This is a genomic window from Aminipila terrae (genome assembly GCF_010120715.1).
GTDB lineage: Bacteria > Bacillota > Clostridia > Peptostreptococcales > Anaerovoracaceae > Aminipila > Aminipila terrae.
Genome location: NZ_CP047591.1, coordinates 659279 through 683715, shown reverse-complemented (window position 1 = coordinate 683715; position 24437 = coordinate 659279). Strand labels below are relative to the sequence as shown.

General features: G+C 36.8%; 24 protein-coding genes and 1 pseudogene. 20 read left to right on the top strand and 5 right to left on the bottom strand.

Features of this window, described 5'->3' with window-relative positions:
• Nucleotides 1–60: 60 nt before the first annotated feature.
• From mnmA to Ami3637_RS03140, 9 genes and pseudogenes are all read left to right on the top strand, one after another.
• On the top strand, nucleotides 61–870 hold the full coding sequence (gene mnmA, locus Ami3637_RS03175) for a tRNA 2-thiouridine(34) synthase MnmA (RefSeq protein WP_330586795.1): 810 nt from the start codon (nucleotides 61–63) through the stop codon (nucleotides 868–870).
• Nucleotides 870–1151: an aminomethyltransferase beta-barrel domain-containing protein gene (locus tag Ami3637_RS18200; protein ID WP_330586794.1), complete on the top strand. Its 282-nt coding sequence runs from the start codon at nucleotides 870–872 to the stop codon at nucleotides 1149–1151. The genes mnmA and Ami3637_RS18200 overlap by 1 nt, the downstream gene beginning before the upstream one ends.
• A 29-nt stretch (nucleotides 1152–1180) precedes the next feature.
• The gene (locus tag Ami3637_RS03170) at nucleotides 1181–1639 is read left to right on the top strand and encodes a GNAT family N-acetyltransferase (RefSeq protein WP_162361287.1); all 459 of its coding nucleotides are present in this window, start codon (nucleotides 1181–1183) and stop codon (nucleotides 1637–1639) included.
• An 86-nt stretch (nucleotides 1640–1725) separates the two neighbouring features.
• Entirely contained in the window at nucleotides 1726–2463 is a 738-nt protein-coding gene (locus tag Ami3637_RS03165) for a polysaccharide deacetylase family protein (RefSeq protein ID WP_162361286.1), read from the top strand.
• A 178-nt stretch (nucleotides 2464–2641) separates the two neighbouring features.
• Nucleotides 2642–2938, top strand: coding sequence for a hypothetical protein (locus Ami3637_RS03160; RefSeq protein ID WP_162361285.1), 297 nt, complete (start codon nucleotides 2642–2644; stop codon nucleotides 2936–2938).
• A gap of 227 nt (nucleotides 2939–3165) precedes the next feature.
• Nucleotides 3166–3924 carry a basic amino acid ABC transporter substrate-binding protein gene (locus Ami3637_RS03155; protein WP_162361284.1) on the top strand — a complete coding sequence of 253 codons (759 nt, stop codon included), beginning with the start codon at nucleotides 3166–3168 and terminating at the stop codon, nucleotides 3922–3924.
• Nucleotides 3925–3995: 71 nt separating this feature from the next.
• Nucleotides 3996–4667: an amino acid ABC transporter permease gene (locus Ami3637_RS03150; protein ID WP_243158093.1), complete on the top strand. Its 672-nt coding sequence runs from the start codon at nucleotides 3996–3998 to the stop codon at nucleotides 4665–4667.
• A pseudogene (locus Ami3637_RS03145) lies at nucleotides 4654–5375 on the top strand (amino acid ABC transporter ATP-binding protein). The gene Ami3637_RS03150 and the pseudogene Ami3637_RS03145 overlap by 14 nt, the downstream one beginning before the upstream one ends.
• A gap of 53 nt (nucleotides 5376–5428) precedes the next feature.
• On the top strand, nucleotides 5429–7270 hold the full coding sequence (locus Ami3637_RS03140) for a sigma-54 interaction domain-containing protein (RefSeq protein ID WP_162361283.1): 1842 nt from the start codon (nucleotides 5429–5431) through the stop codon (nucleotides 7268–7270).
• A gap of 73 nt (nucleotides 7271–7343) precedes the next feature.
• On the opposite strand, the gene Ami3637_RS03135 is transcribed toward Ami3637_RS03140, so the two are convergent.
• Genes Ami3637_RS03135 through Ami3637_RS03125 form a run of 3 tightly spaced genes read right to left on the bottom strand, consistent with a single transcriptional unit; the run spans nucleotide 7344 to nucleotide 9556 of the window.
• Nucleotides 7344–8267 carry a S66 peptidase family protein gene (locus Ami3637_RS03135; RefSeq protein WP_162361282.1) on the bottom strand — a complete coding sequence of 308 codons (924 nt, stop codon included), beginning with the start codon at nucleotides 8265–8267 and terminating at the stop codon, nucleotides 7344–7346.
• 56 nt (nucleotides 8268–8323) lie between these two features.
• Entirely contained in the window at nucleotides 8324–8857 is a 534-nt protein-coding gene (locus tag Ami3637_RS03130; protein WP_162361281.1) for a spore maturation protein, read from the bottom strand.
• Between the two features lie 30 nt (nucleotides 8858–8887).
• Nucleotides 8888–9556: a nucleoside recognition domain-containing protein gene (locus Ami3637_RS03125; RefSeq protein ID WP_162361280.1), complete on the bottom strand. Its 669-nt coding sequence runs from the start codon at nucleotides 9554–9556 to the stop codon at nucleotides 8888–8890.
• A 336-nt stretch (nucleotides 9557–9892) separates the two neighbouring features.
• Between Ami3637_RS03125 and Ami3637_RS03120 the strand changes: the two genes are divergently transcribed.
• Nucleotides 9893–10483 carry a hypothetical protein gene (locus Ami3637_RS03120; RefSeq protein WP_162361279.1) on the top strand — a complete coding sequence of 197 codons (591 nt, stop codon included), beginning with the start codon at nucleotides 9893–9895 and terminating at the stop codon, nucleotides 10481–10483.
• Nucleotides 10484–10998: 515 nt separating this feature from the next.
• Here the strand turns inward: Ami3637_RS03120 and Ami3637_RS03115 are convergent.
• Complete coding sequence (locus Ami3637_RS03115; RefSeq protein ID WP_162361278.1) at nucleotides 10999–11949, bottom strand: dipeptidase; 951 nt, start codon at nucleotides 11947–11949, stop codon at nucleotides 10999–11001.
• Between the two features lie 139 nt (nucleotides 11950–12088).
• Here Ami3637_RS03115 and Ami3637_RS03110 point away from each other — a divergent pair, with 139 nt between their 5' ends.
• From Ami3637_RS03110 to alr, 3 genes are read left to right on the top strand one after another with little or no spacing between them, the layout of a single operon-like run.
• Entirely contained in the window at nucleotides 12089–12655 is a 567-nt protein-coding gene (locus Ami3637_RS03110; protein ID WP_162361277.1) for a M15 family metallopeptidase, read from the top strand.
• 11 nt (nucleotides 12656–12666) lie between these two features.
• Nucleotides 12667–13866, top strand: a complete 1200-nt coding sequence (locus Ami3637_RS03105) for a M20 metallopeptidase family protein (RefSeq protein ID WP_162361276.1) — start codon at nucleotides 12667–12669, stop codon at nucleotides 13864–13866.
• A 28-nt stretch (nucleotides 13867–13894) separates the two neighbouring features.
• Entirely contained in the window at nucleotides 13895–14986 is a 1092-nt protein-coding gene (gene alr, locus Ami3637_RS03100; protein WP_162361275.1) for an alanine racemase, read from the top strand.
• Nucleotides 14987–14993: 7 nt separating this feature from the next.
• Here the strand turns inward: alr and Ami3637_RS03095 are convergent, their stop codons facing one another.
• Nucleotides 14994–15755, bottom strand: a complete 762-nt coding sequence (locus Ami3637_RS03095; protein WP_162361274.1) for a serine hydrolase — start codon at nucleotides 15753–15755, stop codon at nucleotides 14994–14996.
• A gap of 384 nt (nucleotides 15756–16139) precedes the next feature.
• On the opposite strand from Ami3637_RS03095, the gene lysA reads away from it, so the two are divergent.
• From lysA to Ami3637_RS03060, 7 genes are all read left to right on the top strand, one after another.
• Nucleotides 16140–17429 (top strand): diaminopimelate decarboxylase, encoded by a 1290-nt coding sequence (lysA, locus tag Ami3637_RS03090; protein WP_162361273.1) that lies wholly within the window; start codon nucleotides 16140–16142, stop codon nucleotides 17427–17429.
• Nucleotides 17430–17488: 59 nt separating this feature from the next.
• Nucleotides 17489–18829 (top strand): D-alanyl-D-alanine carboxypeptidase family protein, encoded by a 1341-nt coding sequence (locus Ami3637_RS03085; protein ID WP_162361272.1) that lies wholly within the window; start codon nucleotides 17489–17491, stop codon nucleotides 18827–18829.
• 23 nt (nucleotides 18830–18852) lie between these two features.
• Nucleotides 18853–19695, top strand: a complete 843-nt coding sequence (gene dapF / locus Ami3637_RS03080) for a diaminopimelate epimerase (protein WP_162361271.1) — start codon at nucleotides 18853–18855, stop codon at nucleotides 19693–19695.
• A gap of 29 nt (nucleotides 19696–19724) precedes the next feature.
• Nucleotides 19725–20897, top strand: a complete 1173-nt coding sequence (locus Ami3637_RS03075) for a MalY/PatB family protein (protein WP_162361270.1) — start codon at nucleotides 19725–19727, stop codon at nucleotides 20895–20897.
• A gap of 26 nt (nucleotides 20898–20923) precedes the next feature.
• Entirely contained in the window at nucleotides 20924–21478 is a 555-nt protein-coding gene (locus tag Ami3637_RS03070) for a GNAT family N-acetyltransferase (protein WP_162361269.1), read from the top strand.
• 263 nt (nucleotides 21479–21741) lie between these two features.
• A complete protein-coding gene (locus tag Ami3637_RS03065) occupies nucleotides 21742–23190 on the top strand; it encodes an amino acid permease (protein ID WP_162361268.1) in 1449 nt (482 codons plus the stop codon).
• A gap of 13 nt (nucleotides 23191–23203) precedes the next feature.
• The gene (locus Ami3637_RS03060) at nucleotides 23204–24415 is read left to right on the top strand and encodes a M20 family metallopeptidase (protein ID WP_162361267.1); all 1212 of its coding nucleotides are present in this window, start codon (nucleotides 23204–23206) and stop codon (nucleotides 24413–24415) included.
• The last annotated feature ends 22 nt before the right edge of the window (nucleotides 24416–24437 follow it).

The window sequence follows — 24437 nt, the reverse complement described above, 5'->3', positions numbered from 1 at the left end:
CAAATGATATGATTGGCAGAACTTTTCGGGTCTGCCAATTCTTTAAATAGGAGAATATTTATGGCGAAAGTTTTAGTAGGTATGAGTGGAGGTGTAGACAGCTCGGTATCTGTATTTCTATTGCAACAGCAGGGATATGAGGTGAGTGGTGTGACACTGAAGCTTTTTGATAATGAAGATATTGGAATTGAGGACAAAGAAAAAACATGCTGCTCCTTATCTGATGTGCAGGATGCAAGAAGCGTGGCCGCCAAGTTGGGATGCAGACACTATGTATTTAATTACAGTGAGTGGTTCATGGAAGATGTAGTAAAAAAGTTTGCAACAAGTTATGAAGAGGGACGAACTCCAAATCCCTGCATAGACTGCAACCGGTATATCAAGTTTAGCAGAATGCTTGAAAGAGCCAGGTTCTTAGAATTTGATTATATAGCCACTGGTCATTATGCGCAGATTGAAAAGGATCCGGATTCTGGCAGATATCTTTTGAAAAAAGGTGCAGATGTGGCAAAGGATCAAAGTTATGTCCTTTATACGCTAACACAGGAGGAGCTGTCAAGAACAATCTTTCCGTTAGGTACTATGACTAAAAGTGAAATCAGGGAAATTGCAGAAAAGCAGGGCTTTGTAAATGCAAAGAAGAAAGACAGTCAGGATATATGTTTTGTAAAGGATGGAGATTATGCAGGATTTTTACAAAACGTTATGGGCATCCGGTCTGAGCCAGGGCACTTTATTGATAAATCAGGTAAGGAAATCGGAAGGCATCAGGGCCTTATTCATTATACCGTAGGACAAAGAAAAGGATTGGGACAAACTTTTGGAAAACCGGTATATGTCTTATCAAAGAATAAAAAAGAAACACAGTAATGCTTGGAAGCAATGAAGAGCTTTTTGCTGATGGAATGCTTGTGGAAGATATTAATCTGATAGCCATTGAGACACTGAAGGAGCCTCTGAGAGTAACGGTTAAGGCCAGATATTCCATGAAAGAAGTTGGTGCAGTGTTATACCCTGTGGATAATGGAAATATTAAAGTGGAATTTGATGAAAAGCAGAGAGCTATCACACCAGGGCAGGCGGCGGTCTTTTATAAAGGGGATGTAGTAGTTGGTGGCGGTACCATTGTAGAAGCTGTTTTCAATGGCTAGTAAATATTTATATAAGGAGGTATAATGTCATGCATGGAAATGGAATAACATTAAAAATGTCTCAGACAAATGACTATGAAGCATTAAAAACGCTATATATTAAAAATGATCTGGAATTAGATTCAGGTGAACCAATGCCAGAGGGAGTTGTCAAAAACTGGAAAATAACACATGGTAAAGAAGAGCATTTAATAGCAGGGCTGACTCTGGCAAAGTATAAAGGTGAATTCGTAATAGATGGGATTGCGGTGGAACCAGAGTACAGAAAGATGGAGGTTGGCAGGATTATTTTAGAAAAAGCAATTGCAGAAGTACAAAATATGGGCGGCAAAAAAATTTTTCTGGTAGCAAGAGCTCCTGAATTTTTTAGAAAACAGGGATTTATCACCATTGACAAGGAGGAGGCGCCTAAAGTTTTTGATTGCCTTACTTGTCCTCAGTTTGGAACAAAATGTCATCCGGAAGTTATGAGATTGGATTTAGCATAGTTAGCAAACTAAATATAAAATCGAATGAATTAATATTTGTCTGCATATTATGGTAGTATCAGATTTTAAATCGGAGGATACTGTCAATGAAAATACTTTCAAGAATATTTGCGGCGCTGATTGTTATAGCCGCAGCCATATGGATTTATCAGGCAATTGATGTTAGTGCAGTTATGAATCAGGATCGGAAACTGCCTATATATAGTGTGCAGACTGCTGAAAAGAAGGTAGCTATCAGCTTTGATGCAGCATGGGGTGACGATAAAACCATGGCGATTCTAGACAATCTTGACAAGTATAAAGTCAAAGCGACTTTTTTTCTTGTTAAGTTCTGGGCTGAGAAATACCCCAAGGATGTAGAGGAAATACAGAAACGAGGGCATGAGATAGGAAATCATTCTGCCACTCATCCGGATATGACTGGGCTGACTTCGGAAAAGATTGCCAGCGAATTAAAAGACACCTCAGATGCAATCCAAAAAATTACGGGGCAGAAAACTATATTGTTCAGACCTCCTTATGGAGCTTATGATAATCATGTTATACAAACATGTGAAAGTCAGGGATATAAAGTAATACAGTGGTCTGTTGACAGTCTGGACTGGAAAGACATTTCTACACAGCAGATTGTAGAAAGAGTGACGAGAAATGTGAAGTCAGGAGATATCATTTTGTTTCACAATAATGCAGAACATGTAGGGGAGTATCTGCCATTAGTTTTAAAGAGTCTGCAGGATCAAGGATTTAAGATTGTTCCAGTGGGGCAGTTGATTTACTATGAAAATTACCAGATGGATCATGCAGGAAAACAATGTAAACAATAAATAGGAAATTAAGATCTTCTCAATTAAAGGTAGACAGCTTTTATTGGGAAGATCTTTTTTAATATAGAATGGATGAAACTTTTATAAACATAAGCAGCATATTCTACCTTAATGCAAAGCTTGAAAATTCTGTAAATTGTGATATAATGAATAGTACAAGGGAAAGGAAGTGATATGGATGAAGGAATATAAAAATATTGAAAAATTTGATACCTTAGATGACGGTACGGTGAATGTGCTCATGAAGAATGGCAAAGAAGCTGTTATTGAGATTGTTAAGCTTAATGAAAAATTCCAGGCAGCAATTTATAGAATCTTTGCTCCTGAACTTGGAAAGAACACGAAAAAAGAAGGTACTCTGGCAAAACTTGGCAAACATGATCTTTATAAAGAATGTGCCAGAGAAGCTTTGGGATGGATAGATCAGAATCCTTTAGAGTTTACTGAACCACAAGAACTAAAAACGTTAAAATAGTATGCAAGTTTTTTTGTAGGTTATTAAATAAAAAGAGTAAAAGCGTGTGTTTATACATGCTTTTATTTTTTTGTGCAGAGATAGATGCCTTGAAAATAGAATATTTTCAGAAAATTTCAACTTTAGATATACGCAAAAAAACACTTGAACATGCATAACTATACATGTATAATTATGCAATATACTCTATATAAATTTTATTTTAATTGACACAGGGAGGTAGTCAGATGAAAAATATGAAAAAAATTGCAGTATCTGCTTTGATAATGGTTATGGTCTTTTCATTTGCAGCATGTGGTCAGAAGCAATCGGCATATAAAGTAGCTATGGAACCTACTTTTCCGCCATTTGATACAACCGACAGTAAAACAGGTGAACTTACTGGATTTGATGTGGATATGATGGAAGCTATTGCAGCTGATCAGGGATTTAAACTGGAATGGACAAACCTGTCCTTTGGAGGTTTAATACCAGCTTTACAATCAGGAAATATTGATATCATAGCATCAGGAATGAATGCAAGTGAAGATAGAAGAAAACAGGTGGATTTTTCGGATACGTATTATGATTCAGGGCTTGTGGTTGCAGTCAAAGCTGGAAATAAAACCATAAAGGGCATTAAAGATTTAACACCAGATATGAAAGTTGGTGGACAGATTGGAACAACCGGAGCAGATAAGTGTAATGAACTTAAAAAGGCTGGAAAAATAAAAGAAGCTAAAATATATGATGGATTAGATGTTGCAATGATGGACCTGCAGAATGGAACCATTGATGCGCTGATCAATGATCTTCCGGTAACAAAAGCTTATATGACTGCTAAACCTGGAACTGTAGAAATTGTAGGTGACGTTTTAAATGCAGAATCTTATGGAATAGCAGTTAAAAAAGGAAATAAAGAACTCCTGGATAAAATTAATACAGGAATGAAACACATAAAAGAAAACGGAACATTCGATAAGCTTTATAGTAAATGGTTTGACTAAAGAGTAAGCAGGTTTGTCTTAGTGGCAAACTTGCTTTTCATTATAGGAATAAATAACAGGAGGAATTATATTTGAATAACTATTTAATGGGGATAAAAGTGGCATATAGCGGTATCGGGGCAACGTTGCAGATTACACTGGTAGCGGTAATAATCGGTATAACCCTTGGCCTTTTCGTGGCACTATGCAAATTGTCAAGACATAAAATTATTAATCTGCCTGCAATAGTGTATGTGGAACTTCTGAGAGGAACTCCTCTTCTTGTACAGGCACTGATTTTGTACTATGGTGTACCCATGATCCTTCAGAATCATGGAATCCAGTTTAGGTGGGACTATCCTATTATAGCCGGAATGCTTGTATGTGGAATTAACAGTTCTGCATATGTGGCAGAAATCATTCGTTCTGGACTGCAGGCTGTAGATAAGGGTCAGCTGGAGGCTTCCAGATCTCTTGGAATGACGCATTTCCAATCAATGAAGCTGGTAATAATTCCTCAGGCATTTAAAATTATCCTACCAGCTTTGGGAAATGAATTTGTAGCATTAATCAAAGAAACAGCTGTATTATCCGTCATTACCATTACAGAAATAACCCGAAAAAGTACGCTTTGGTCATCAGTAACATTTCAATCATGGCCGGCTTATCTGGGAACAGCATTTGTATATCTGAGTCTTACAATTCCTCTTTCAAGAATTGTAGTGTATATGGAAAGGAGAATGGCACAAAGTGATAGAAGTTAATAATCTCACTAAAAATTATGGAACGTTGCAGGTTTTGAAAAATATAGATGTAAAAATAAAAGAAGGTGAAGTAGTATGCGTGATTGGTCCTTCAGGTTCTGGAAAAAGTACCTTCTTAAGATGCCTGAACCTGCTGGAAGAACCCACATCTGGGGAAATATATATAGACGGTCAGCAGATTAATAAAAGAGGAGTAAATCTCAATGCAATGCGTCAGAAGCTGGGAATGGTTTTTCAGAACTTTAATCTGTTCCCCATATGAAGACCATTGAGAATGTTACGCTAGCTCCTGTAAATGTGATGGGAATGGCTAAAAGTGATGCAGAGAAAACTGCCACTGAACTGCTTGTGAGAGTAGGTCTTGCCGATAAAGCCCAGGTTTATCCCAGTGCCCTTTCCGGAGGGCAGAAACAGCGTGTGGCAATTGCCCGGGCTCTTGCCATGAATCCGGAAGTAATGCTGTTTGATGAGCCTACATCAGCCCTTGATCCAGAAATGGTGGGAGAAGTTCTTGAAGTTATGAGGGGGTTGGCAGATAAGGGAATGACTATGGTCATCGTAACCCACGAGATGGGATTTGCAAGAGAGGTTGCAGACCGGATATTATTTATGGATGAAGGAGTAATCATGGAACAGGGTACACCGGAACAAATTTTTAATCGTACACAAAATCAAAGGACTAAAGAGTTTTTAAGTAAAGTTTTGTAATATTCCGTAGTCCTATGGTAATATATTAGTATAGGACTACGGAGGTTGTAAAATTGAAGAGAAGAAAAATATTCCACGAAATTGCTGATAGTATTGATGAAGGTATGATTTATATTGATAAAAAAAGAAGATTTCAGGTATTTAATCATAAAGCAAAAGAGATAACAGGAGTAATATTTAAAAATGCTGCTTCACATCCTGCAGGCACTGTAGAAGATGGTGATATTGTCATCATTGCAGATAATCTTATTGGGAATGATGATGGAGATTTAAAACCTGAAGATTTGGCCCTGATCAATATCAAAGATAAAAATATAAAAACAGGAGATGCTTTGCTGGCAATAGGTGTATATAAAAATTCTGAAATGAAGCCCGTTTATAAATACATACGGGGAAACAGCATAACGCCACAATTTGAATTGAGTGAACTTTATCTGGGGTTCTCTGTTTCAGCAATGATTCTTGCTAAAGAAAGTCTCATGCGTATCACCGTAAATAATATAAATTACGATATCATGTATCTGAATTCCGTGGGGCATATGGTCATTGTGGATGGTAAAACGGGACAGGTTAAGTTTTTTCAGGAAAAGGGATATACAGTAAGAAAAGAGTCTTTAAAAGAAGTTCTGACGGGGGCACACTATCTGGCTAAGGGAACCTCTGGAAATGAACTGGAAGTTATAGGAGCCACCATTGAAGACATCTTCGAATATAATGATTTATTTAAAGAAATAGATGAAATTCTTGTGGGTAATAGTGGTGGAATATGCAGTACGGATTATGAACTAAATAAAAGACCGGTTCGTTGTTCCATTTATCCTGTAGGAAATGAGAACGGAGTGGATGGCGTTGTGTTAAAAATAAGAGATCTGTCAAAAATGGAAGAACTTCTTCAGGACAGAAATGAAATTATCATGGAAATGGAGAAAAAAAGTCACAATTTTAATAAATTATATATGGACATATCAGCTGATGCTTTTGAAAATTTTGTAGGAAACAGTATGCTTATGAAGGAAGTAAAATTTTTAGCATACAAATCATCAAAAACTAAGTTTAATGTTCTTATTACTGGAGAAAGTGGTACAGGCAAATCCCAGCTGGCATATGAAATACACCATCTGTACAATAAAAAAGCACCTTTTGTAGAGGTAAACTGTAACGCAATAGCACCCAACTTAATAGAGAGTGAACTGTTTGGATATGTAGGCGGTGCCTTTACTGGGGCTTTATCCTCAGGAAAAACAGGTTATTTTGAACAGGCAAATGGAGGAACTATTTTTCTGGATGAAATAGCCGATTTACCCATGGAAATGCAGGTCAAACTTCTTTATGTCATGCAGAATAAAGTCATTTACCGAGTAGGTGCCACAAAACCAACTTATGTAGATATCAGGATTATTACAGCTACAAATCAGAATTTGCAGAAGGCAGTAGCTAATGGTACTTTCAGACAGGATTTGTATTATAGAATTAATGTATTTCCTATTCATGTTCCTCCGTTGAGAGAAAGAAAATCAGATTTATATCTTCTTATCAATAAAATTCTAAACAAAATCTGCAACAGATATAACCTGGAACCTAAATTATTTTCTGGTCAGGCATTAAATAAAATAATGCATTACAATTGGCCTGGTAATGTTCGGGAACTGGAAAATGTTATTGAACGGGCAATCACACTATGTGATTCTAACCTTATTTATCCTGAACATATAAATATCATGGAAATCCAGCCCCAGACAGTAATGAATTTTAAGAAAAGAGTGCAGCAGGCAGAAAAGGAAATCTTGAAAAATGCGTTAAAGGAATACTCCGGGGACAAGCAAAAAATTATGGAGGAATTAGGCATATCCAAATCAGTTTTTTATGACAAGCTAAAACGCTATGGAATAAAGTAATTAAAAATAGAATAGCACATAAGAAAGAGGCATTCCAGAAAATTTTTAAACTGACATGCCTCTTTTGTATATCTTATCTTTTTATTTGGTCAAAACATATGGTTTTAGTTTTAGTACTTATGATGCAATGTGCACCCAGGGGAAGGGTCATATTAGGCTGCCCATGTCCAGCCTGAATATTATACATAACGGGAATATTCAGATCGGCAAGAGCATCTTTGAAAATATTCAGTTCCGTATATTCAGGCATATCTTTATTGGGACAACGGGTAAACTGGCCCAGTAAAATACCCGCGCACTCTTTTAACTTACACGAGTTTTTCAACTGATAGACCAGCCTGTCGATACGGCTCATGGTCTCACCAATTTCTTCAATAAAAAGGATTTTACCTTTGGTATTTACTTCATAAGGAGTACCCATGGAAGCTCCTAAAAGTGCAAAATTGCCCCCTACAAGAGTACCTTCTCCTTCCCCCTCCTGAAGGACTTTCAAGTCATATCCATCCGGGTTCTTGAATTCATATGGAGCATCCGCATTTAATGCCTGAAACAGACTGGCTCTTGATTCATCATCAAAAGAATCCACCATATTTGAAGACACCATAGGCCCATGAAAAGTAACAAAACCACATATCTGATTGAAAATAAGATGGAAGCTTGTAACATCACTATATCCTACAAAGATTTTGGGATTAGCCTTTATGGTTTTCAGGTCGAGATATTCAATGGTGCGGCTTCCTCCATCTCCCCCCCTTATACAAAAAATTGCGTCAACCTCTGGGTCAGCAAACATACAGTTAATCCATGTTGCTCTTGTTTCTCCATCTCCAGCCATATAACCTGCAAGGTTTTGTGAAAGATTATCTGCTGTCTTGACTTTATAGCCAAGCTGTCTGATTGCCTCTGTACATTGTGCTTCCCGTTCCCTTGATATGGCAGAACTGGTGCAGACCAGTCCGATAGTGGCACCGGGTGCTAATTTTTCAGGATATTTCATTTAAAATTTCCTTTCTTTAAAATTATATAAAACATTATATAATTTAATTTTTATTTTTAGTACCACATAACATTTACGATAACAGCTGAAGCAATTAAAGATGCTAAATCTCCTAAAAGGCCTGCTATAACGGAGTGTCTTACGTTTGTAATACCTACAGCACCAAAGTATACAGCTATAATATAGAATGTTGTTTCAGTTGAACCAAGAGCCACAGAAGCAATTCTTCCAATCTGGCTCTGTGTTCCGTAAGTTTTTAACAGGTCACTCATCATACCTTCAGCACCACCTCCGGAGAAAGATCTCATAATCCCCATTGGTAAAACTTCACCAGGCAGACCAATTAAACTAGTTATTGGATTGATGAGAGCTGCCAGCCAGTCCATAGCTCCAGATGCACGGAACATACCTATAGCAGCAAGCATACATACTAAGTAAGGGATAATCATAATAGCTACGTTCAGTCCCTCTTTGGCACCTTCTGTAAAAACGGAATATACCTTAACGCCCTTTTTTAGAGCGTATATTGGGATTAATAATAAAACCAATGGAATCGCATATGTAGATATGGTATTAAGTACTCCAGTCATAAGAATTTTCCTCCTTGATACTATTTGATGTTATAGCTTAATTGGATCGTTACCAATATAATGTTCATTAATTTCAAGTGTACCTGCAGCTTTTTCTCTTTCAATAATACAGTCAAGCTTAAAACGTTTTGTTCTCTTTAACAAAAGGGTTGCGGTAATTCCCGTAGCTGTTGAGATGGTCGTTGCCAACATAATAGGGCCAACTACTTCGGCAGCTCCCTGGACCTGAACTGCAGAACGTAATGCCAACGCAGTTATAGGAATTAGCGTTATAGAAGTTGTGGCTATTGCCAGAAGCATACACTGGGCATCCGTGGCGATGTGTTTGGTTTTGTTTAATGTTTGCAAATCTGCCATGGCTTTTAATCCAAAAGGCGTTGCTGCATTACCGATACCTAAAATGTTAGCTGCAAAATAAAGTGCCATTGATGTCATAGCTGGATGGTTAGCTGGAACTTCAGGGAAAAGCTTCGTCATTACAGGGCCTAAAACCTTACCCAGCTTTTCACAAAGACCAGCTTCCTGCATAACTGACATCAGGCCTGTAAAAAACACCATAACTCCAATAAGTCCGATGACAATTTCAACTGCCGTATTGGCAAATGAAAATAAAGCTTCCTGTACTTCACTGATACTACCAGTGACAACTCCTGCGATAATGGAGATGGCCACAAGACCAGTCCAAATGTAATTCATCATAGTAAATGACCTCCTTTAATTAAATTGAAAAAACTAATATAACGAATTTTCATACTTTAATAAATATGCAAGATGTGTGCCACTTTAGAAAGAAAATATCTAAGCCTGTCACTGCAATAAAATATATAAAGTAACATTACTTTATTCAAATAAAGTAACAAAACAAAGAATAAAACAAAGAATAAGGTCCTGATTGAAGGACTGTATTCCTGAAATCAGGACAAATCCAATGTGGTAAATGAATACTTTAAAAATGGTGATAAAATTTTATTATTGATTTTTTGCAATATGTTAGCATATACTTGTCCTTGAAAGCTGGAAAGGAGTTGAATAGAAATGGAAAAAATACGATATTATTATTCTGCCATGTCTAAACAGGTTTTTATATTGCTATTAGGATTTTTAATTGTAACCAGGTTTGCCCTGTTAATGCAGGTTATTATTTATAACCTAAATGATTATGGCACAAAGATTAATTTAGTTGCTACAGTCGTACTGTACCTGGTATATTTATGCATATGTATCTTCCTTTTTACTGCATATAAGCTGTTTTTTAGTGAATTTGATGAGGACAGAATGATTTATCATAACAAGTTACTTCGAAAAGAATTAAGGGTAAATCTGAATACAATAGAAAAGGCTCATCTTACTAAAAAGGGGATTTATTTATATGAGGCAGCAAAAAAGGAACCTGTTTTTTTTCTGCCTTTCTTTAGATGGGGTGTAATATCTCCTGTGGGAGTGGATAAGTTTTATAAAGTGCTAAAAGAGAAGAATATTAAAATACAAAAAGACTTTACAACTCTTCCAGGACATGGTAAAAGGTGGAAGTGGGTTTCTGTGATTTATACCTGTATGGCATTGTATACACTGGCTTTTGCAACTCAGACCCTGTCTCTTGTGGTAGCTATTTTTAAAAGTCATTAAAATTTAAAAGTACATAAAAAGTTGTTGCACAATGGTGAGATGTGCTCTACTAGGCAGACAAGCGAAATAATAAAATGGCTTGTTGCTTAGGAGGGAGAATATGAAAACTTTTATACTGTTAAAGCTACCGAGATTATCATTTTTACTTCAATCTCGGTAGCTTTTTGCATCTTTACCCGTTAATTTTAACACTTTGTTAGACTTTTTATTGAAATAGATACCATATAGTTTCAAATTTCATAAAATATGGTAGCTTTTGCCCAAAATGCTACCGAGGATTTTGTTTTTTTATCATTTCAAGAGCAAAACACTTATTCTCTTATCATTGCGTTGTGGCACTTCGTCAAATTAAAATCTTTAGTCATAAAATCCCCACAAATTCGCATTTATTAAAAATAATAGAGCATATTTATGTTTTTCACTCTCCTATTCTGAATTTGGCTGTGTAATCTTCCTAATTAGAATAAATAAAGGGGCTGTTACCTTTTGCAACAGCCCCTTAAAATATAATCACTCTATTTGCCTAAATTTTCCTTTAATACACGAAATGCGTTTCCATTGCAAATCATATCTAACTGGTCTTCTGTAAAATGTTTTGATAAGGCATCTAAAAGAAGTGGATAGCTTGCGTAATCACTGAATTCCAGTTCACAGTCAATTCCGTCAAAGTCAGAACCAAGGCCTACGGATTCCATACCTGCTTTATTAACCATATATTTCACATGCTCAACAATCTGCCCAATGGTTGCGTATTCTGAATCTTCTTTAAGAAAAGCAGAATAGAAGTTTACGCCCACAAGGCCTCCCTGATTTCCTAAAACTTTTAATTGATCATCCGTCAGATTTCTTCTGTGATTGCATAAAGCTCTGGCACAGGAGTGAGAAGCAACAAATGGTTTCCTGCTGTGTTTTGCTACATCGTAAAACCCGCCTTCGGAAAGGTGAGAAACATCAATCAGCATACCAAGCCGATTCATTTCTGCCACTACATCTATACCAAAAGCTTTCAGTCCCAGGCTGTGTTCTTCAGGATCATCACTGCAGGGATATCCTATTGAATTTTCAAAATTCCAGGTTAAAGTTATCAATCTGACCCCCTTGTCAAAAACTTCCTGTACCCTTTCAATTTTATCTTCCAGAATGACACCATCCTCTACAGCAAGAATAGATGAAATCTTGGAATCTTCAGAGTTGGAAATAATGTCCTGGGCGCATAAAGCGGGTTTTATGTAATCGGAATTTAATTCAAGTTGAGTTTTATAAGTTTCATATACTTTGTTAAAAATGTCATAGGGGTCCATGGAAGCTTTTTCTTCAGGTGAGATAAAAATAGCAAAAAACTGTGCTAAAGCATTACCCTGCAGCAACTTATCCACACTGATGTGGCCAGCATTGTTTGAGAGCATATGACTGGAATTTCTATAGCACTCTAATAAAGTGTCACAATGCATATCAATTATTTTCATAATTACTTCTCCTTTTCAATATTATTATGATACACTAAGCTTAAGCAAAAACCATACCATATATAACCCAATTGGCATAATATTTGCTAAACTAAATATAGCATCAAGTAGAATATTAAACAAGAAAAAAGGAGCAACCATGTGTTATAAAGGGGATTTAGTCAGATTGTTAGATTTAGATGGGAATTTTATTATCGATTTAAAATATGCTTCAGCTGATAATTTCACAAAAGAAAAAATATATAAGTCAGGGGAGTGTTATATACATAAAAACACGGCGAAGCTTTTAATTAAAGCGAAAGATATTTTTTATAAAGATGGGTACCGAGTAAAAATATGGGATGCATACAGACCAGTAAGTGCACAGGCAAAGTTCTGGAGTATTTTGCCGGATAACAATTTTGTGGCAAAACCCCCTGATATGATCCATATAAAGGAATTTAAGACAAATCACATGAATGGGCTGTGTGTAGATATAACCTTAACAGATATGAATGGGACAGATCTTATCATGCCAAGTCAATTTGATGATTTTTCCCCAAAGGCGTCCCTTTCCTGTCCGGATATTTCCAAAGAAGGCAGAAAAAATGCAAGTTATATGAAAAGTGTTATGGAGAGTGCAGGCTTTACTGCATATGAGGGAGAATGGTGGCACTTTTATGATAAAACCATAAATCCGGTACCGTATATGGATTATGAGATATAAAGGTGAAGAAAATGAAAATCAATGAAAGAATTGAAGAAGTTTTTGAGGAAGCAGTACAAATAAGAAGATTACTGCATTCCCAGCCTGAACTGTCACAGAAAGAAATCAATACCTCCCGGTTAATAAGTAGCTTCCTGTCCCAATATGAAATCGAACATGCAACCGGAATTGGAGGGCATGGCGTGGTGGCAGTAGTCAGAGGGAAGGGAAAACCCATAAAGGGGCAACGTTTTTTCACTATAGGCATAAGGGCTGATATGGATGCCCTTCCCATAGAGGAAAGGGTTCAGATTCCTTTTAAATCAAAAATACCAGGAATAATGCATGCATGCGGACATGATATACATATGGCGGTATTGATGGGGACGGCAAAGGTTTTCAAAGAAATGGAAGACCAGATTCCGGGAAATATAAAATTCTTTTTTGAACCGGCAGAAGAGACTATTGGTGGTGCAAAAGCCATGATTGAAGAGGGATGTTTAGAAAATCCCAGAGTAGATGTTGTGATTGGACTTCATGTTTCACCAGAGCTTGAAGCAGGAAAAATACAATTCAAAAGAGGAAAAATGAATGCCGCTTCTACGGAATTTGAAATAACAATAGAGGGCTCGGCATGTCATGGGGCTCATCCTGAAAATGGCATAGACTCTATTGCAGCAGCATCAAGTGTGGTCTGTAACCTTCAAAGCATTATAACAAGAAACATATCTCCTACCAATCCGGCAGTGATAACAGTAGGGCAGATTCATGGAGGAACTAAGAATAATGTACTGGCAAAGGAAACTGTATTTTCCGGCATAATCAGGGCATTAGACAGTGATACCAAAAGCTTTATAAAAAGCAGGGTGAAGGAAATGGCTGAAAATGTTGCTCGGGGGTTCGGGGCCACAGCAGAAGTGCTTTTCACTGACAGTTTTCCCGCTCTTATTAATGATGATGAAGTAGAGGATATGATTGAATCAGCAGCTAAAAAAGTTTTTTCAAAAGACCAGATTCATTTTTTGCAGGAACCAAGTCTGGGGGCAGATGATTTTTCCTACTTTTCAGAAGCTGTCCGGGCGGTGTATTTTAATATCGGCTGCCTGGACACAAATGAGAACAATTATCAGACACTGCACAATGAAATGTTTAATCCCAGTGAGGAGTGTATAAGAACCGGAATGCTTATGGAGGTATTTGGCGTGCTGGAATTGTTTCAACAGACTAAGTAATGTTTAAGATTGAACATGGGAGGCAGAAATGCTAAGAGATACGGTAGTACAAATAAATTTAAAAACCATCGCCACAAACATGGATAAAATTTGTCAGATGGTGGGTGATGACGTGGCTGTAATGGCTGTAGTGAAGGCAAACGCATACGGCCATGGTGCAGTCAGTATCGCTCCCACACTAATAGAGCATGGAGCTTCTTATCTGGCAGTGGCTACTATGACAGAAGCCTTGGAAATAAGAAAGGCTTATAGGGAATATCCGATTTTTATATTGGGGCACACTCCCGACAGACTTCTGCATCTGGTTGTTGAGGAAAATATTACCCAAACTATTTTTTCAGAATCTCAGGCCAGGATTATTGCAGAGGAAAGCAGGAAATCCAGAAAAAAAGCAAAAGTACATATAAAGATAGATACGGGCTTTCACAGATTGGGAACAGAGGATCTGGCAGAGTTAAAAAGAATATGTGCCATTGAAGAAATAGAAATTGAAGGGATTTTTACTCATCTGGCATTAGTCAGTGATGAAGAAAATGAAAAACAATATAAGAAATTTATAAACATCATATCAGAACTTGAAAAGGAAGGGATGCATTTTAAGTTTAAACACATAACAGACAGTATTTCTGCAGTGGATTATCCGGATTATCGTATGAACATGATCAGGCCAGGAGCATTAATTTATGGACTTAAGGGATTTCATAAAGGATTTGTAGATGTAAAACAGGCCATGACATTTACCACAAAAATTTCTCAGTTACGCCAGGTTTCAAAAGGCGAAGGTGTAGGATATGATTATTTGTGGAAAGCGCCGGAAGATATGGTGATTGGAACGCTTCCCTTCGGTTATGCAGATGGATACCCACGGAATATGCGGGACAGGGGGTATGTCACAGTTAAAGGAGTTAAATGTCCTGTAATTGGAGTTATCTGCATGGACCAGTGCATGGCAGACTTCTCTAAAGTTCCGGATGTAAAAGAGGGAGACACTGCCATCATATATGGAGATGGAACAAATAACTCCATGACCATTGAAGAGGCATCAAAGCTTGCAGAAACGAATAAAAATGAAATTGTGGTAAGAATAACAGCAAGGCCTCCCAGAGAGTATATAAAATAAATAATGATTATTTATTGCACCTGTTAAAAAGTTCCAGAGAAGTTTTTCTGATAAAGGGATTAAACAGACTTGGAACTGTTTCATTTGATATAAAGCAGACCACAAAAGGCTGCTTAGCATAAACAATTCCAACATCATTTGAAATATTATCATCGTCTCCAGTCTTACTTCCCACTTTGGTTCCAACTGGCAGCAGTTCTTTGATTTTATGTTTAATCTGCTGCCTGAACAGGATTTCTTTTATATCTTCTGAAACCTGCTGATTTACAAATTCATTTCTGTAAAGCCTTTCTAAAAGCATCCCGATTTCTGCAGGGGTGATAACATTCTGAATTCCTTTCTCAGAAGCTTCTGCATCAAACAGACGTCTGTTAACCCGGGTTTCTGTAAGCCCAATGGATTGAAAACCTTCATTTAACGTATCTGTTCCAAAATATGAAATAAGTACATTGGTTGCTGTGTTATCACTGATGGTAATCATTAAGTTACATAGGGTCCGGATATCTACCCAAAGTTCTCCTGTAAAAGAATTTAATGCACCGCAGCTTGGCATTTTATCTTCATCTTTAACTAAAAGCTTTGAATCCAAACTCACTTTGCCTTTTGCTGACAGACGGAAAATCTCCATAACAATTGGAAGCTTGATTACACTGGCAGGTATATAATGGTGATTTTCATTAAAGCTGATACATTCATCCGTTACCATATTTTTGTAATAAAAACCTATATGGCCTGGAATGGTGTTAATTTCTTTTAGAATGTTGTCCATAATTACATTTCCTTTCTCTTATTATTTTTTAATAAGACGTACCCATAGGATTATAAATTCTCTTATAGTATTCTACATTAATATTAAGCAAAAAATGTGCCAAATCGGGAGTGCTCTTTCAGAAACAAATAATACCCTGAAAAAAGCTCTATTCCTGAAATCAGGACGTAAATTTCAAAATGATAATGGCATAAGTCAGTAATCTGTTTTTGTAATGTTAAAAATATGCAGATATATTGCAGTATATGGTGAGTGGCTTAGATATAGGTGGCTTAAATATAATTGGCACCATATTTGCTTAATATGGTATTGTTTACAAAAGTATGGTAATTTAATGAAAATTAAGTACAGTAAAGGAAATAGAGATATCTGGGGAGGGAATCGATGATTACAGAAATAAAAGGCAATGTTATGTATTTTGATGGATGCAGTACCGTAGAACTGGCGGAAAAGTATGGCACACCACTTTATGTGTACTCCGAAAATGCTATTTTGAAAGAGTGTAATGAAATAAAAGAGTGCTTTCCTGATAAGTATGAAAATACCAGAGTTGCTTATGCTACAAAAGCATTTTGTTCCATTGCCATGTGTAAAATCATGGAGAGGGAAGGATTTTGCATGGACGTTGTTTCAGGTGGAGAATTATTTACGGCAATTAAAGCCGGATTTCCAGCAGAGAGGATTGAGTTTAATGGAAACAATAAGCTGAGAGAGGAATTAGAATTAGCTATTGAATATGGCATTGGCAGAATTATTATTGATGGACTTCAGGAATTACATATGATTGAAGAAATCTGTAAGCAAAAAAATAAAAAGATAAATGTTCTTTATCGAATTACACCTGGGGTTGACAGTCATACCCACAATTATATTACTACAGGCAAAAAGGATTCTAAATTCGGGATACCTCTTGATGCAGATGTTATTTATCCTGCTGTTGAAGCAGCAATTAATAGTCCTTTCGTCAATTTCAAAGGAATTCATTTTCATGTGGGTTCACAACTGTTTGATAACTGCTCACATTTGCTAGCCCTGGAAACGACCTTACAATTAGTTAAAAAAACTAAAGAAAAATTTGATTATGATATTACAGAATTAAATATAGGGGGTGGTTTTGGTGTAACTTATACAGATGAACAGAGAAAACCCTATGAGTACTTTGTAAAGCCAGTTATGGAAAAAATAACTGAGTTTTTCAATCAGTTGGGCATGGAGAGACCTGCAGTAGTAATCGAACCAGGAAGAAGTATGGTGGCGGAAGCCGGAATTACTTTGTATAAGGTTGGAAGTATTAAAGAAATAAAAGGTATCCGGAAATATGTGTCAATCGACGGTGGTATGACAGATAATATCAGACCAGCCCTGTATCAGGCAGAATACAAAGGGGTAATTGCAAATAAAATGGATATGCCGGCTGATGATGTGGTAACAGTGTGTGGTAAGTGCTGTGAAACTGGAGATGTTTTAATTAAAGATGGTAAATTTGCCAGAGCAGAACAAGGAGATATTCTGGCTGTATTGACCACAGGTGCTTATGGATATTCCATGGCGAGTAATTACAATAAAAACCCTATACCTGGTGTTGTACTTGTTAAAGATGGAAAATCTGCAGAAATAATTAAAAAGCAGAGCTATGAAGATATGATCGAAAGAGAATGTTATGTAGAACTTTAAGGTTAGAATAAAGTTCTTGTAATAAAGTTATTTCTTAAATTATTAAAGAGGTAAACATTATGAAAAAGAAAATTTTAAGCATATTGTTAGCCATGATTATCATTTTTACAATGAGTGCAGGAGTAACTTCTGTTTCACTGGCTGCAGACATGGCCACTCCAATCATGATAAAGGCTCAGATTGATGGTAAAGAGGTAAACATGAGGGCATATAGCGCTTCTTATGAAGGGAATAATTTTATTTGTATAAGAGATTTTGCAAATGCAATAAACGGAAGTGCAAAACAGTTTAATATTTCGTATGATAAGGATAAACAGGCTGTATGTATCTTGAAGGGGCAGCCCTATGTTGCCATAGGCGGTGAAAATCAGCCGGGAAACAGAAGTACAGAGTGGGCAGATTCTTCTGTCCCAGAGCTTTATGTGGATAATAAAAAGGTGCAATATACGGTATATAGTATTCAGGGGAATACATATTTTAAATTTACAGACCTGATGCAAATATTTAATGTGAATGCAACGGTTTGCAGTTCAAATAAGACGATTATTGTAGATACTAAAAAGGACTTTGATGTAGAATTTCAAAAGACAGCTGCCAGCGGCTATTTTGATTTTCTCCACGGTTCAGTTCTCGGAAATGCAACCACAGGTGAGATTATTTACGCTAACAATGCAGATAATAAGGTGGCTATCGCAAGCACTACTAAAATAATGACATATCTTTTAATCAGGGAAGCAATTGATAAGAAACAGATATCCTGGGATGATGATGTAGTTATATCTAAAACCGCAGAGGCAGTATCTTTGTCAGAAGACGGAGTAATTCCTATGAAAGCAGGCCAGAGTATTAAATTAAGAGACTTAATGAATACGCTGCTCATTGTTTCAAGTAATGAATCTGCAACGGCCTTATCAGAGCATTTAAGTGGGTCTGAGACTGAATTTACAAAGCTGATGAATAGTAAGGCTAAAGAATTAAAGCTGGATAGCGCAGAGTTCTACAACCCACATGGATTACCACTCTATACTTCAAATATTTTCTCTGCTAAACTTCAGAACCGGATGAACGCCATGGATTTGTTTGAACTGTGCAGGTATACAGTAAATAAGTATCCGGATATACTGGATATAACCAGAAAAACATCAATTAGCGTAAACAGCTTAAATTTTCAGGGAGAAAACACCAACCGGCTATTATTTAATGTGGATGGGGTTGACGGGCTTAAAACGGGTACTACAAACAGGGCAGGTTGCTGTATAATAACTACAATGCCAGTTCAGCATAAAAATAAAACTGAAAGAGTGATTGCTATTGTACTTGGAGCAGAAGACAGTGCAGAACGGGCACAAAAACCAGCTGTACTGCTTCAGTATGCAAAACAGCATTATATAAATAAATAGTAACTGTTACATGGAGGAATGTTATGAAATTTGCTAAGATGCAAGGCACTGGAAACGATTTTATTATTGTAAACAATATAGAGTTGAATATTCCTGTAGAAAAATTCCCTGAAATCGCAAAGCGGGTGTGCACAAGAAGAATATCGGTAGGAGGAGATGCTTTGATGGTTGTAGATAAACCACAGCACGCCGGGGATTTTCAAATGCGATTCTATAATTCCGACGGAACCCTGGGAGAAATGTGTGGTAATGGTGCAAGGTGTATAGCCAGATATGCTTACGAAAATAAAATTGCAGGAGGATCCATGGTTATTGAAACTCTTGCAGGAGATGTGCCGGCATGGAGAATAAATAAAAGAAAATATAAAATCCGTTTAAACAATCCGGAAATAATAAAGCTGGATGAAACTTTAAGTATTGATGGGACAGCATATGAATATTCATATATTGAACTGGGAAATCCGGGCCTGCCCCATGCAGTTGTGAAAATAAACGGACTTTGTGATTTTGATGAGAAAAAGTTGTTCCAACTAGGGAGGAAAATCAGATATTACCATGATTTCCCTAAGGGAGTAAATGTGAACTTTTATGAAATAATGAAGGAAAACGACGTAAGATTAAAAACTTTTGAACGTGGTGTTGAAGACTTTACTTTAGCCTGCGGAACCGGGTCGGGGTCTACAGCAGTCGTCCTTTCTTTAAAAGGGGTTATTGACAAAGGCAAACCTGTTAATTTACATGTTCCAGGAGGTATATTATCCGTTCATGTGGAACTAAATGAAAGTAAGGTAGAGAATCTTTACTTAACTGGAGATACAAATATAGTAGCAATTGGTGAAGTAATGGATGAAGATTTAGTTCTGTAGGAAGTATATTTGACTTAAGGAGGAGTGGAGTGAAATATAATTTTGATGAGGTTGTAAATCGAAGCAATAATTTTTCTGCTAAATATGACGAAAGGAAAAAGAAATTTGGCACAGATGATTTACTGCCCCTTTGGATTGCTGACATGGATTTTAAAACAGCACAGCCCATTATTGATGCTCTGGAAGAACGTGCCAGGCAGGGCATATTTGGGTATACATACCGGCCAGATTCCTACTATGAGGCCATTTGTAACTGGCAGGAAAAGAGAAATAACCGTACCATTGATAAATCTTTGATAAGCTTCAGTCCGGGAGTAGTTCCTTCTATGTCAGTGTTGGTACGAGAACTGACGGACAGTACGGATTACGTTCTCATACAGACTCCAGTTTATTCGGAGTTTTATGATGTAGTTGAAAACTGGGGAAGAAGAGTGCTGGAAAATCCCTTGGTAGAAAAAGAGGGTAAATACACCATAGACTTTCAGGATCTGGAAACTAAACTGGCTATGAGACCTAGGCTGTTCATTTTTTGTAATCCTCACAATCCTGTAGGCAGAGTGTGGAGCAGAGAGGAACTTAAGAAGGTTGTAGAACTTTGCATAAAGTATGGGGTAACCATAATAGCTGATGAAATCCATTCTGACTTAATTTTATGGGGAAATAAATTTACTCCTACAGTGCATGCCTGTGACCATGCAGGAAAACACATTATAACTTGTCTTGCAGCATCTAAGACATTTAATTTGGCCGGATTGCAGGCTTCTATTGCCATTTTTCCAAATGATGAACTGAAACAGAAGTTTGATTATGTATGGAAGGGTATGGATATTCTCCGAAATAACTGCTTCAGCCTGGTTGCCACAGAAGCAGCATACAGATATGGAGAAGAATGGCTTTCACAGCTGATTTTATATTTAGAAAAAAATATGCTGTTTATTGACGAATATTTAAGGGAAAATATTCCAGATATAAAATTTTGCATTCCAGAAAGCACCTATCTTGGCTGGCTTGACTGCAGGAAATTAAATATGTCTCAGGATGGATTAAATGAATTTATGATAAAAAAAGCAAAGTTGGGCTTAAACAGTGGCAATACATTTTCCAGATCTTTAGAAGGGTTTATGAGAATAAATGCTGCCTGTCCGAGGGTCATTCTGAAACAGGCGTTGGACCAGTTAAGAAAAGCAGTTGAGGAACGCTAAAACACTGATGATGAAAGAGGTATAAGATGTTAACTCATGTTGGTACTTGTAAAATTGAAACAGAAAGGCTAAGTCTAAGACGTTTTTTGTATTCAGATGATGAAGATATGCTGAAATACTGGGTTAGTGACCCTGATGTCCAGTTTATGTATGCAGAGCCAGTTTATACTACAAAACAAGAAGTAAAAGAATTACTCAATAAATATATTAGTTCTTATGAAAAAGAAAATTATTACAGATGGGCGGTTATTTTAAAAGAAACAAATGAGTGTATAGGCCAGATTGCGTATTTTTTAGTGGACAGTAAAAATCATTTTGGAGAAATAGAATATTGTATTGGAAGCCTTTTTCAGAGAAAGGGTCTTGCTACTGAAGCAACAAAGGCTGTAATCAGCTACGGATTTGATAAAATTAATTTGCATAAAGTGCAGATTTGTCATAAATCCACCAATACACCTTCACGGAAGGTTATTGAAAAATGCGGACTGACTTATGAAGGAACATTAAGGGACTTTTTCTATCAGGAAGGGGAATACATAGACAGATTGTATTATTCCATTCTGAAAAATGAATTTAAATAAGTATAAAAACTTATCAAAGTTATAAAACATAAAATTATGAAAACCATTCAGGCAATACCTGAATGGTTTTTTTGTGGATAAACACTTTGTTTTAAAATATTTTTTGGTTAAAATATTAAACATATATTTTCTAATAAATCAGACAAATTTAAACCTAAATATAAACAGCAGAATGCTATGATGGATAAAATCAGAATTGCAGGCAGTATATACTGAGTAAAAATGTTGTCCTGCAACGAAATTAAAGAGAAAGGAAGATAACAATGAGTGAAGAAAACAACAATAATCACGTAAAAAGAGGACTCAAAAAGCGACATTTAAACATGATCGCTATCGGCGGAACAATCGGAACAGGGTTGTTTCTGACATCCGGATATAATATCCAAAATGCTGGAGCTTTTGGCGGACCTCTTGCCTATCTTATTATCGGTATTCTAGTATATGTTCTTATGAATGGTGTTGGTGAAATGTCAACATTTTTACCTACATCGGGGGCTTATGCCACTTTTGCAGGTTTGTTTGTTCATCCGGTCTTTGGGTTTGCAGTGGGCTGGAATGTATGGATTAATGCCTCCATTTCCATTGGGGCAGAGCTGGTGGGAGGTGCTGTTATCCTACAGCAGTTCTTTCCAAGCGTTCCGCCATTTATATGGTGTCTTATCATCGGATGTATTGTTCTGGCTTTAAACCTGTTTACAGTAAAAGCTTATGGAGAAGCTGAATTCTGGTTTGCCAGCATTAAAGTTGTCACAGTAATCATCTTTATTGTTGTAGGTATCCTGATGATTTTAGGAATTGTAGGAAAACAGGGCTTTATTGGATTTGAGAACTGGAATTCCCATACTATGGCGCCTTTTGGGTTCTCTGCAGTTATTTTAACCGCTGCCGGTGTTATCTGGTCTTACCTTGGGGTAGAAACAGTTACCATTGCTGCTGGTGAAACTGAAAATCCAGAAAAAAACGTACCATCTGCTATTAAAACTGTATTTTTCAGAATTGTACTGTTTTATGTAGGATCTGTAACCGTAATGAGTTTAGTTGTGCCGTTTGATCAGGTAAGTGTTATGAATAACGGATATGCAGGTGTATTTAAGCTGGCCGGATTCCAGGCAGCAGCTGTTGCGATGAATATTGTTATTCTCACCTCACTGGCATCCTGTACGAATTCTGTAGTATATGTAGCAAGCCGAATGCTGATGGCACTTTCACAGGAAGGGAAAGCACCAAAAATCTTTGGCAGAGTAAACAGCAGAGGAATACCTGCCCCGGCCATATTAATGACAATGGCTATTGGTCTGGTTTCGCTGGCAACAAACTTTGCTTCACCAGATAAGGTTTTCGTGTGGATTGTTTCTATAGCTGGTTTTAACACACTGTTAACATGGTTTGGTATCCTGCTATCTCACTATTGTTTCCGTAAATGGCTTGTTAAACATGAGGGAAAAGTAGAAAATCTGAAATTTAAATCAAAAGCCTATCCAACCGCTACAGTTTTAGGACTTATTTTCTTAATCTTCATTGCTATTGTTACTGCAGTAAGTGAGTCCACAAGGCTGACATTTTATATAGGGGCACCAATGATTGTCATTTACTTTATAGTCGGATTTATTGTTTATAAGAAGGGCAAAATAATTCCTGTTAAATATGAATCTTTCCTTGAAGCAAATATAAATAATACTTCTTTTATAAAGACAGAGGAGAATGAAGAGTAAAGAGGAACAAAAAATGAATATACAAAACAACAATTCTTATGAAGTCTTAAAAAAAGAAACCATCGAATTAATGAAAGATTTAATTTCCATAAAAAGTCCATATTTTCAGGAAGATGAAATTATGTCATTCGTTGACGGCTGGTTTCATAGAAATCAGTTGGATTCTTACATCCATACATATGAAGACAATAAAATCACAAAGTTTAAAGGAAAAAATGTAGTTTTAATCATGCAGGGTGATTCAAAAGGCCCTACCATATGCTTGAATGGTCATCTGGATACGGTGAACCTTTGTAAGGGCTGGAGCGTAAATCCATATGAAGGATGGATAGAAGAAGAAAATATTTACGGTTTGGGTGCCCTTGACATGAAATCCGGCTGTTGTGCCATCATGCTTGCAGTAAAAAAGTTCTCTGAAAATTATAAAAGTTTTAAAGGTAAATTAATCACTACATTAGTTTCTGATGAGGAAGGCCCTTATGGATTGGGTACCAATGCACTTATTGAAGATGGATTGCTTAAAGGCGTTGATTTTTCAATTATTGCAGAACCAAGTGCTGCATTTATAGAAATGCCTTATCCTGCTATTTGCCTGGGAGCAAGAGGGGGATATGGACTGGAAATTGAAATCTTCGGGAAATCTGCACATGCTGCAGTACCAGAGAAAGGAACCAACGCAGCAGACGAAGCGGCTAAAGTTGTATGTGCTTTAGGTGAAATACAATACGTAGAGGATAAGCTTCTGGGGAAAGGCGTGCTATGTGTAGTTGGTATTGAAAGTGACGGGGGTGCATGCAGCGTCCCGGATTATGCAAAGATAAAACTTTTCTGGCACATAGTAAGAAACGAAAATGAAGGTACCATACAACGGGAAATTGAAAATGCCATAGAGAGATCCGGTATTCATTGTGAATATAAAATCAATTTCAGAGAAGCTCCATCGGAAGGGTCAAAAGGCTTTTTACCTTATACCGTTGAAAGGACAAATGTCTACGTGGAAAAATTCATTCAGACAGCTGAACAAGTATGTGCAAAAAAAATGAGTATTGGCTATTTGCAAAGTATCGGAGATTTTAATTATCTGGGTTCCAGGTTGAATGCCCCTGCTGTAATTTTCGGAGCAGATGGAAAGGGACTGCATAGCAGCGACGAATATGCATCCATTGATTCAATTGTTAAAACATCAGAGACAATATATCATTTCCTGGAAAGCATACTACTATAAATCAAAATATCAAGGGGGTTGA

Coding starts and splice junctions, on each gene's coding strand:
- Ami3637_RS03105 (WP_162361276.1), top strand. CDS start 12,667: ATGAAAATCAATGAAAGAATTGAAGAAGTTTTTGAGGAAGCAGTACAA.
- mnmA (WP_330586795.1), top strand. CDS start 61: ATGGCGAAAGTTTTAGTAGGTATGAGTGGAGGTGTAGACAGCTCGGTA.
- Ami3637_RS03125 (WP_162361280.1), bottom strand. CDS start 9,556: ATGATGAATTACATTTGGACTGGTCTTGTGGCCATCTCCATTATCGCA.
- Ami3637_RS03160 (WP_162361285.1), top strand. CDS start 2,642: ATGAAGGAATATAAAAATATTGAAAAATTTGATACCTTAGATGACGGT.
- Ami3637_RS03120 (WP_162361279.1), top strand. CDS start 9,893: ATGGAAAAAATACGATATTATTATTCTGCCATGTCTAAACAGGTTTTT.
- alr (WP_162361275.1), top strand. CDS start 13,895: ATGCTAAGAGATACGGTAGTACAAATAAATTTAAAAACCATCGCCACA.
- lysA (WP_162361273.1), top strand. CDS start 16,140: ATGATTACAGAAATAAAAGGCAATGTTATGTATTTTGATGGATGCAGT.
- dapF (WP_162361271.1), top strand. CDS start 18,853: ATGAAATTTGCTAAGATGCAAGGCACTGGAAACGATTTTATTATTGTA.
- Ami3637_RS03130 (WP_162361281.1), bottom strand. CDS start 8,857: ATGACTGGAGTACTTAATACCATATCTACATATGCGATTCCATTGGTT.
- Ami3637_RS03065 (WP_162361268.1), top strand. CDS start 21,742: ATGAGTGAAGAAAACAACAATAATCACGTAAAAAGAGGACTCAAAAAG.
- Ami3637_RS03070 (WP_162361269.1), top strand. CDS start 20,924: ATGTTAACTCATGTTGGTACTTGTAAAATTGAAACAGAAAGGCTAAGT.
- Ami3637_RS18200 (WP_330586794.1), top strand. CDS start 870: ATGCTTGGAAGCAATGAAGAGCTTTTTGCTGATGGAATGCTTGTGGAA.
- Ami3637_RS03170 (WP_162361287.1), top strand. CDS start 1,181: ATGCATGGAAATGGAATAACATTAAAAATGTCTCAGACAAATGACTAT.
- Ami3637_RS03110 (WP_162361277.1), top strand. CDS start 12,089: ATGTGTTATAAAGGGGATTTAGTCAGATTGTTAGATTTAGATGGGAAT.
- Ami3637_RS03135 (WP_162361282.1), bottom strand. CDS start 8,267: ATGAAATATCCTGAAAAATTAGCACCCGGTGCCACTATCGGACTGGTC.
- Ami3637_RS03155 (WP_162361284.1), top strand. CDS start 3,166: ATGAAAAATATGAAAAAAATTGCAGTATCTGCTTTGATAATGGTTATG.
- Ami3637_RS03115 (WP_162361278.1), bottom strand. CDS start 11,949: ATGAAAATAATTGATATGCATTGTGACACTTTATTAGAGTGCTATAGA.
- Ami3637_RS03060 (WP_162361267.1), top strand. CDS start 23,204: ATGAATATACAAAACAACAATTCTTATGAAGTCTTAAAAAAAGAAACC.
- Ami3637_RS03095 (WP_162361274.1), bottom strand. CDS start 15,755: ATGGACAACATTCTAAAAGAAATTAACACCATTCCAGGCCATATAGGT.
- Ami3637_RS03085 (WP_162361272.1), top strand. CDS start 17,489: ATGAAAAAGAAAATTTTAAGCATATTGTTAGCCATGATTATCATTTTT.
- Ami3637_RS03165 (WP_162361286.1), top strand. CDS start 1,726: ATGAAAATACTTTCAAGAATATTTGCGGCGCTGATTGTTATAGCCGCA.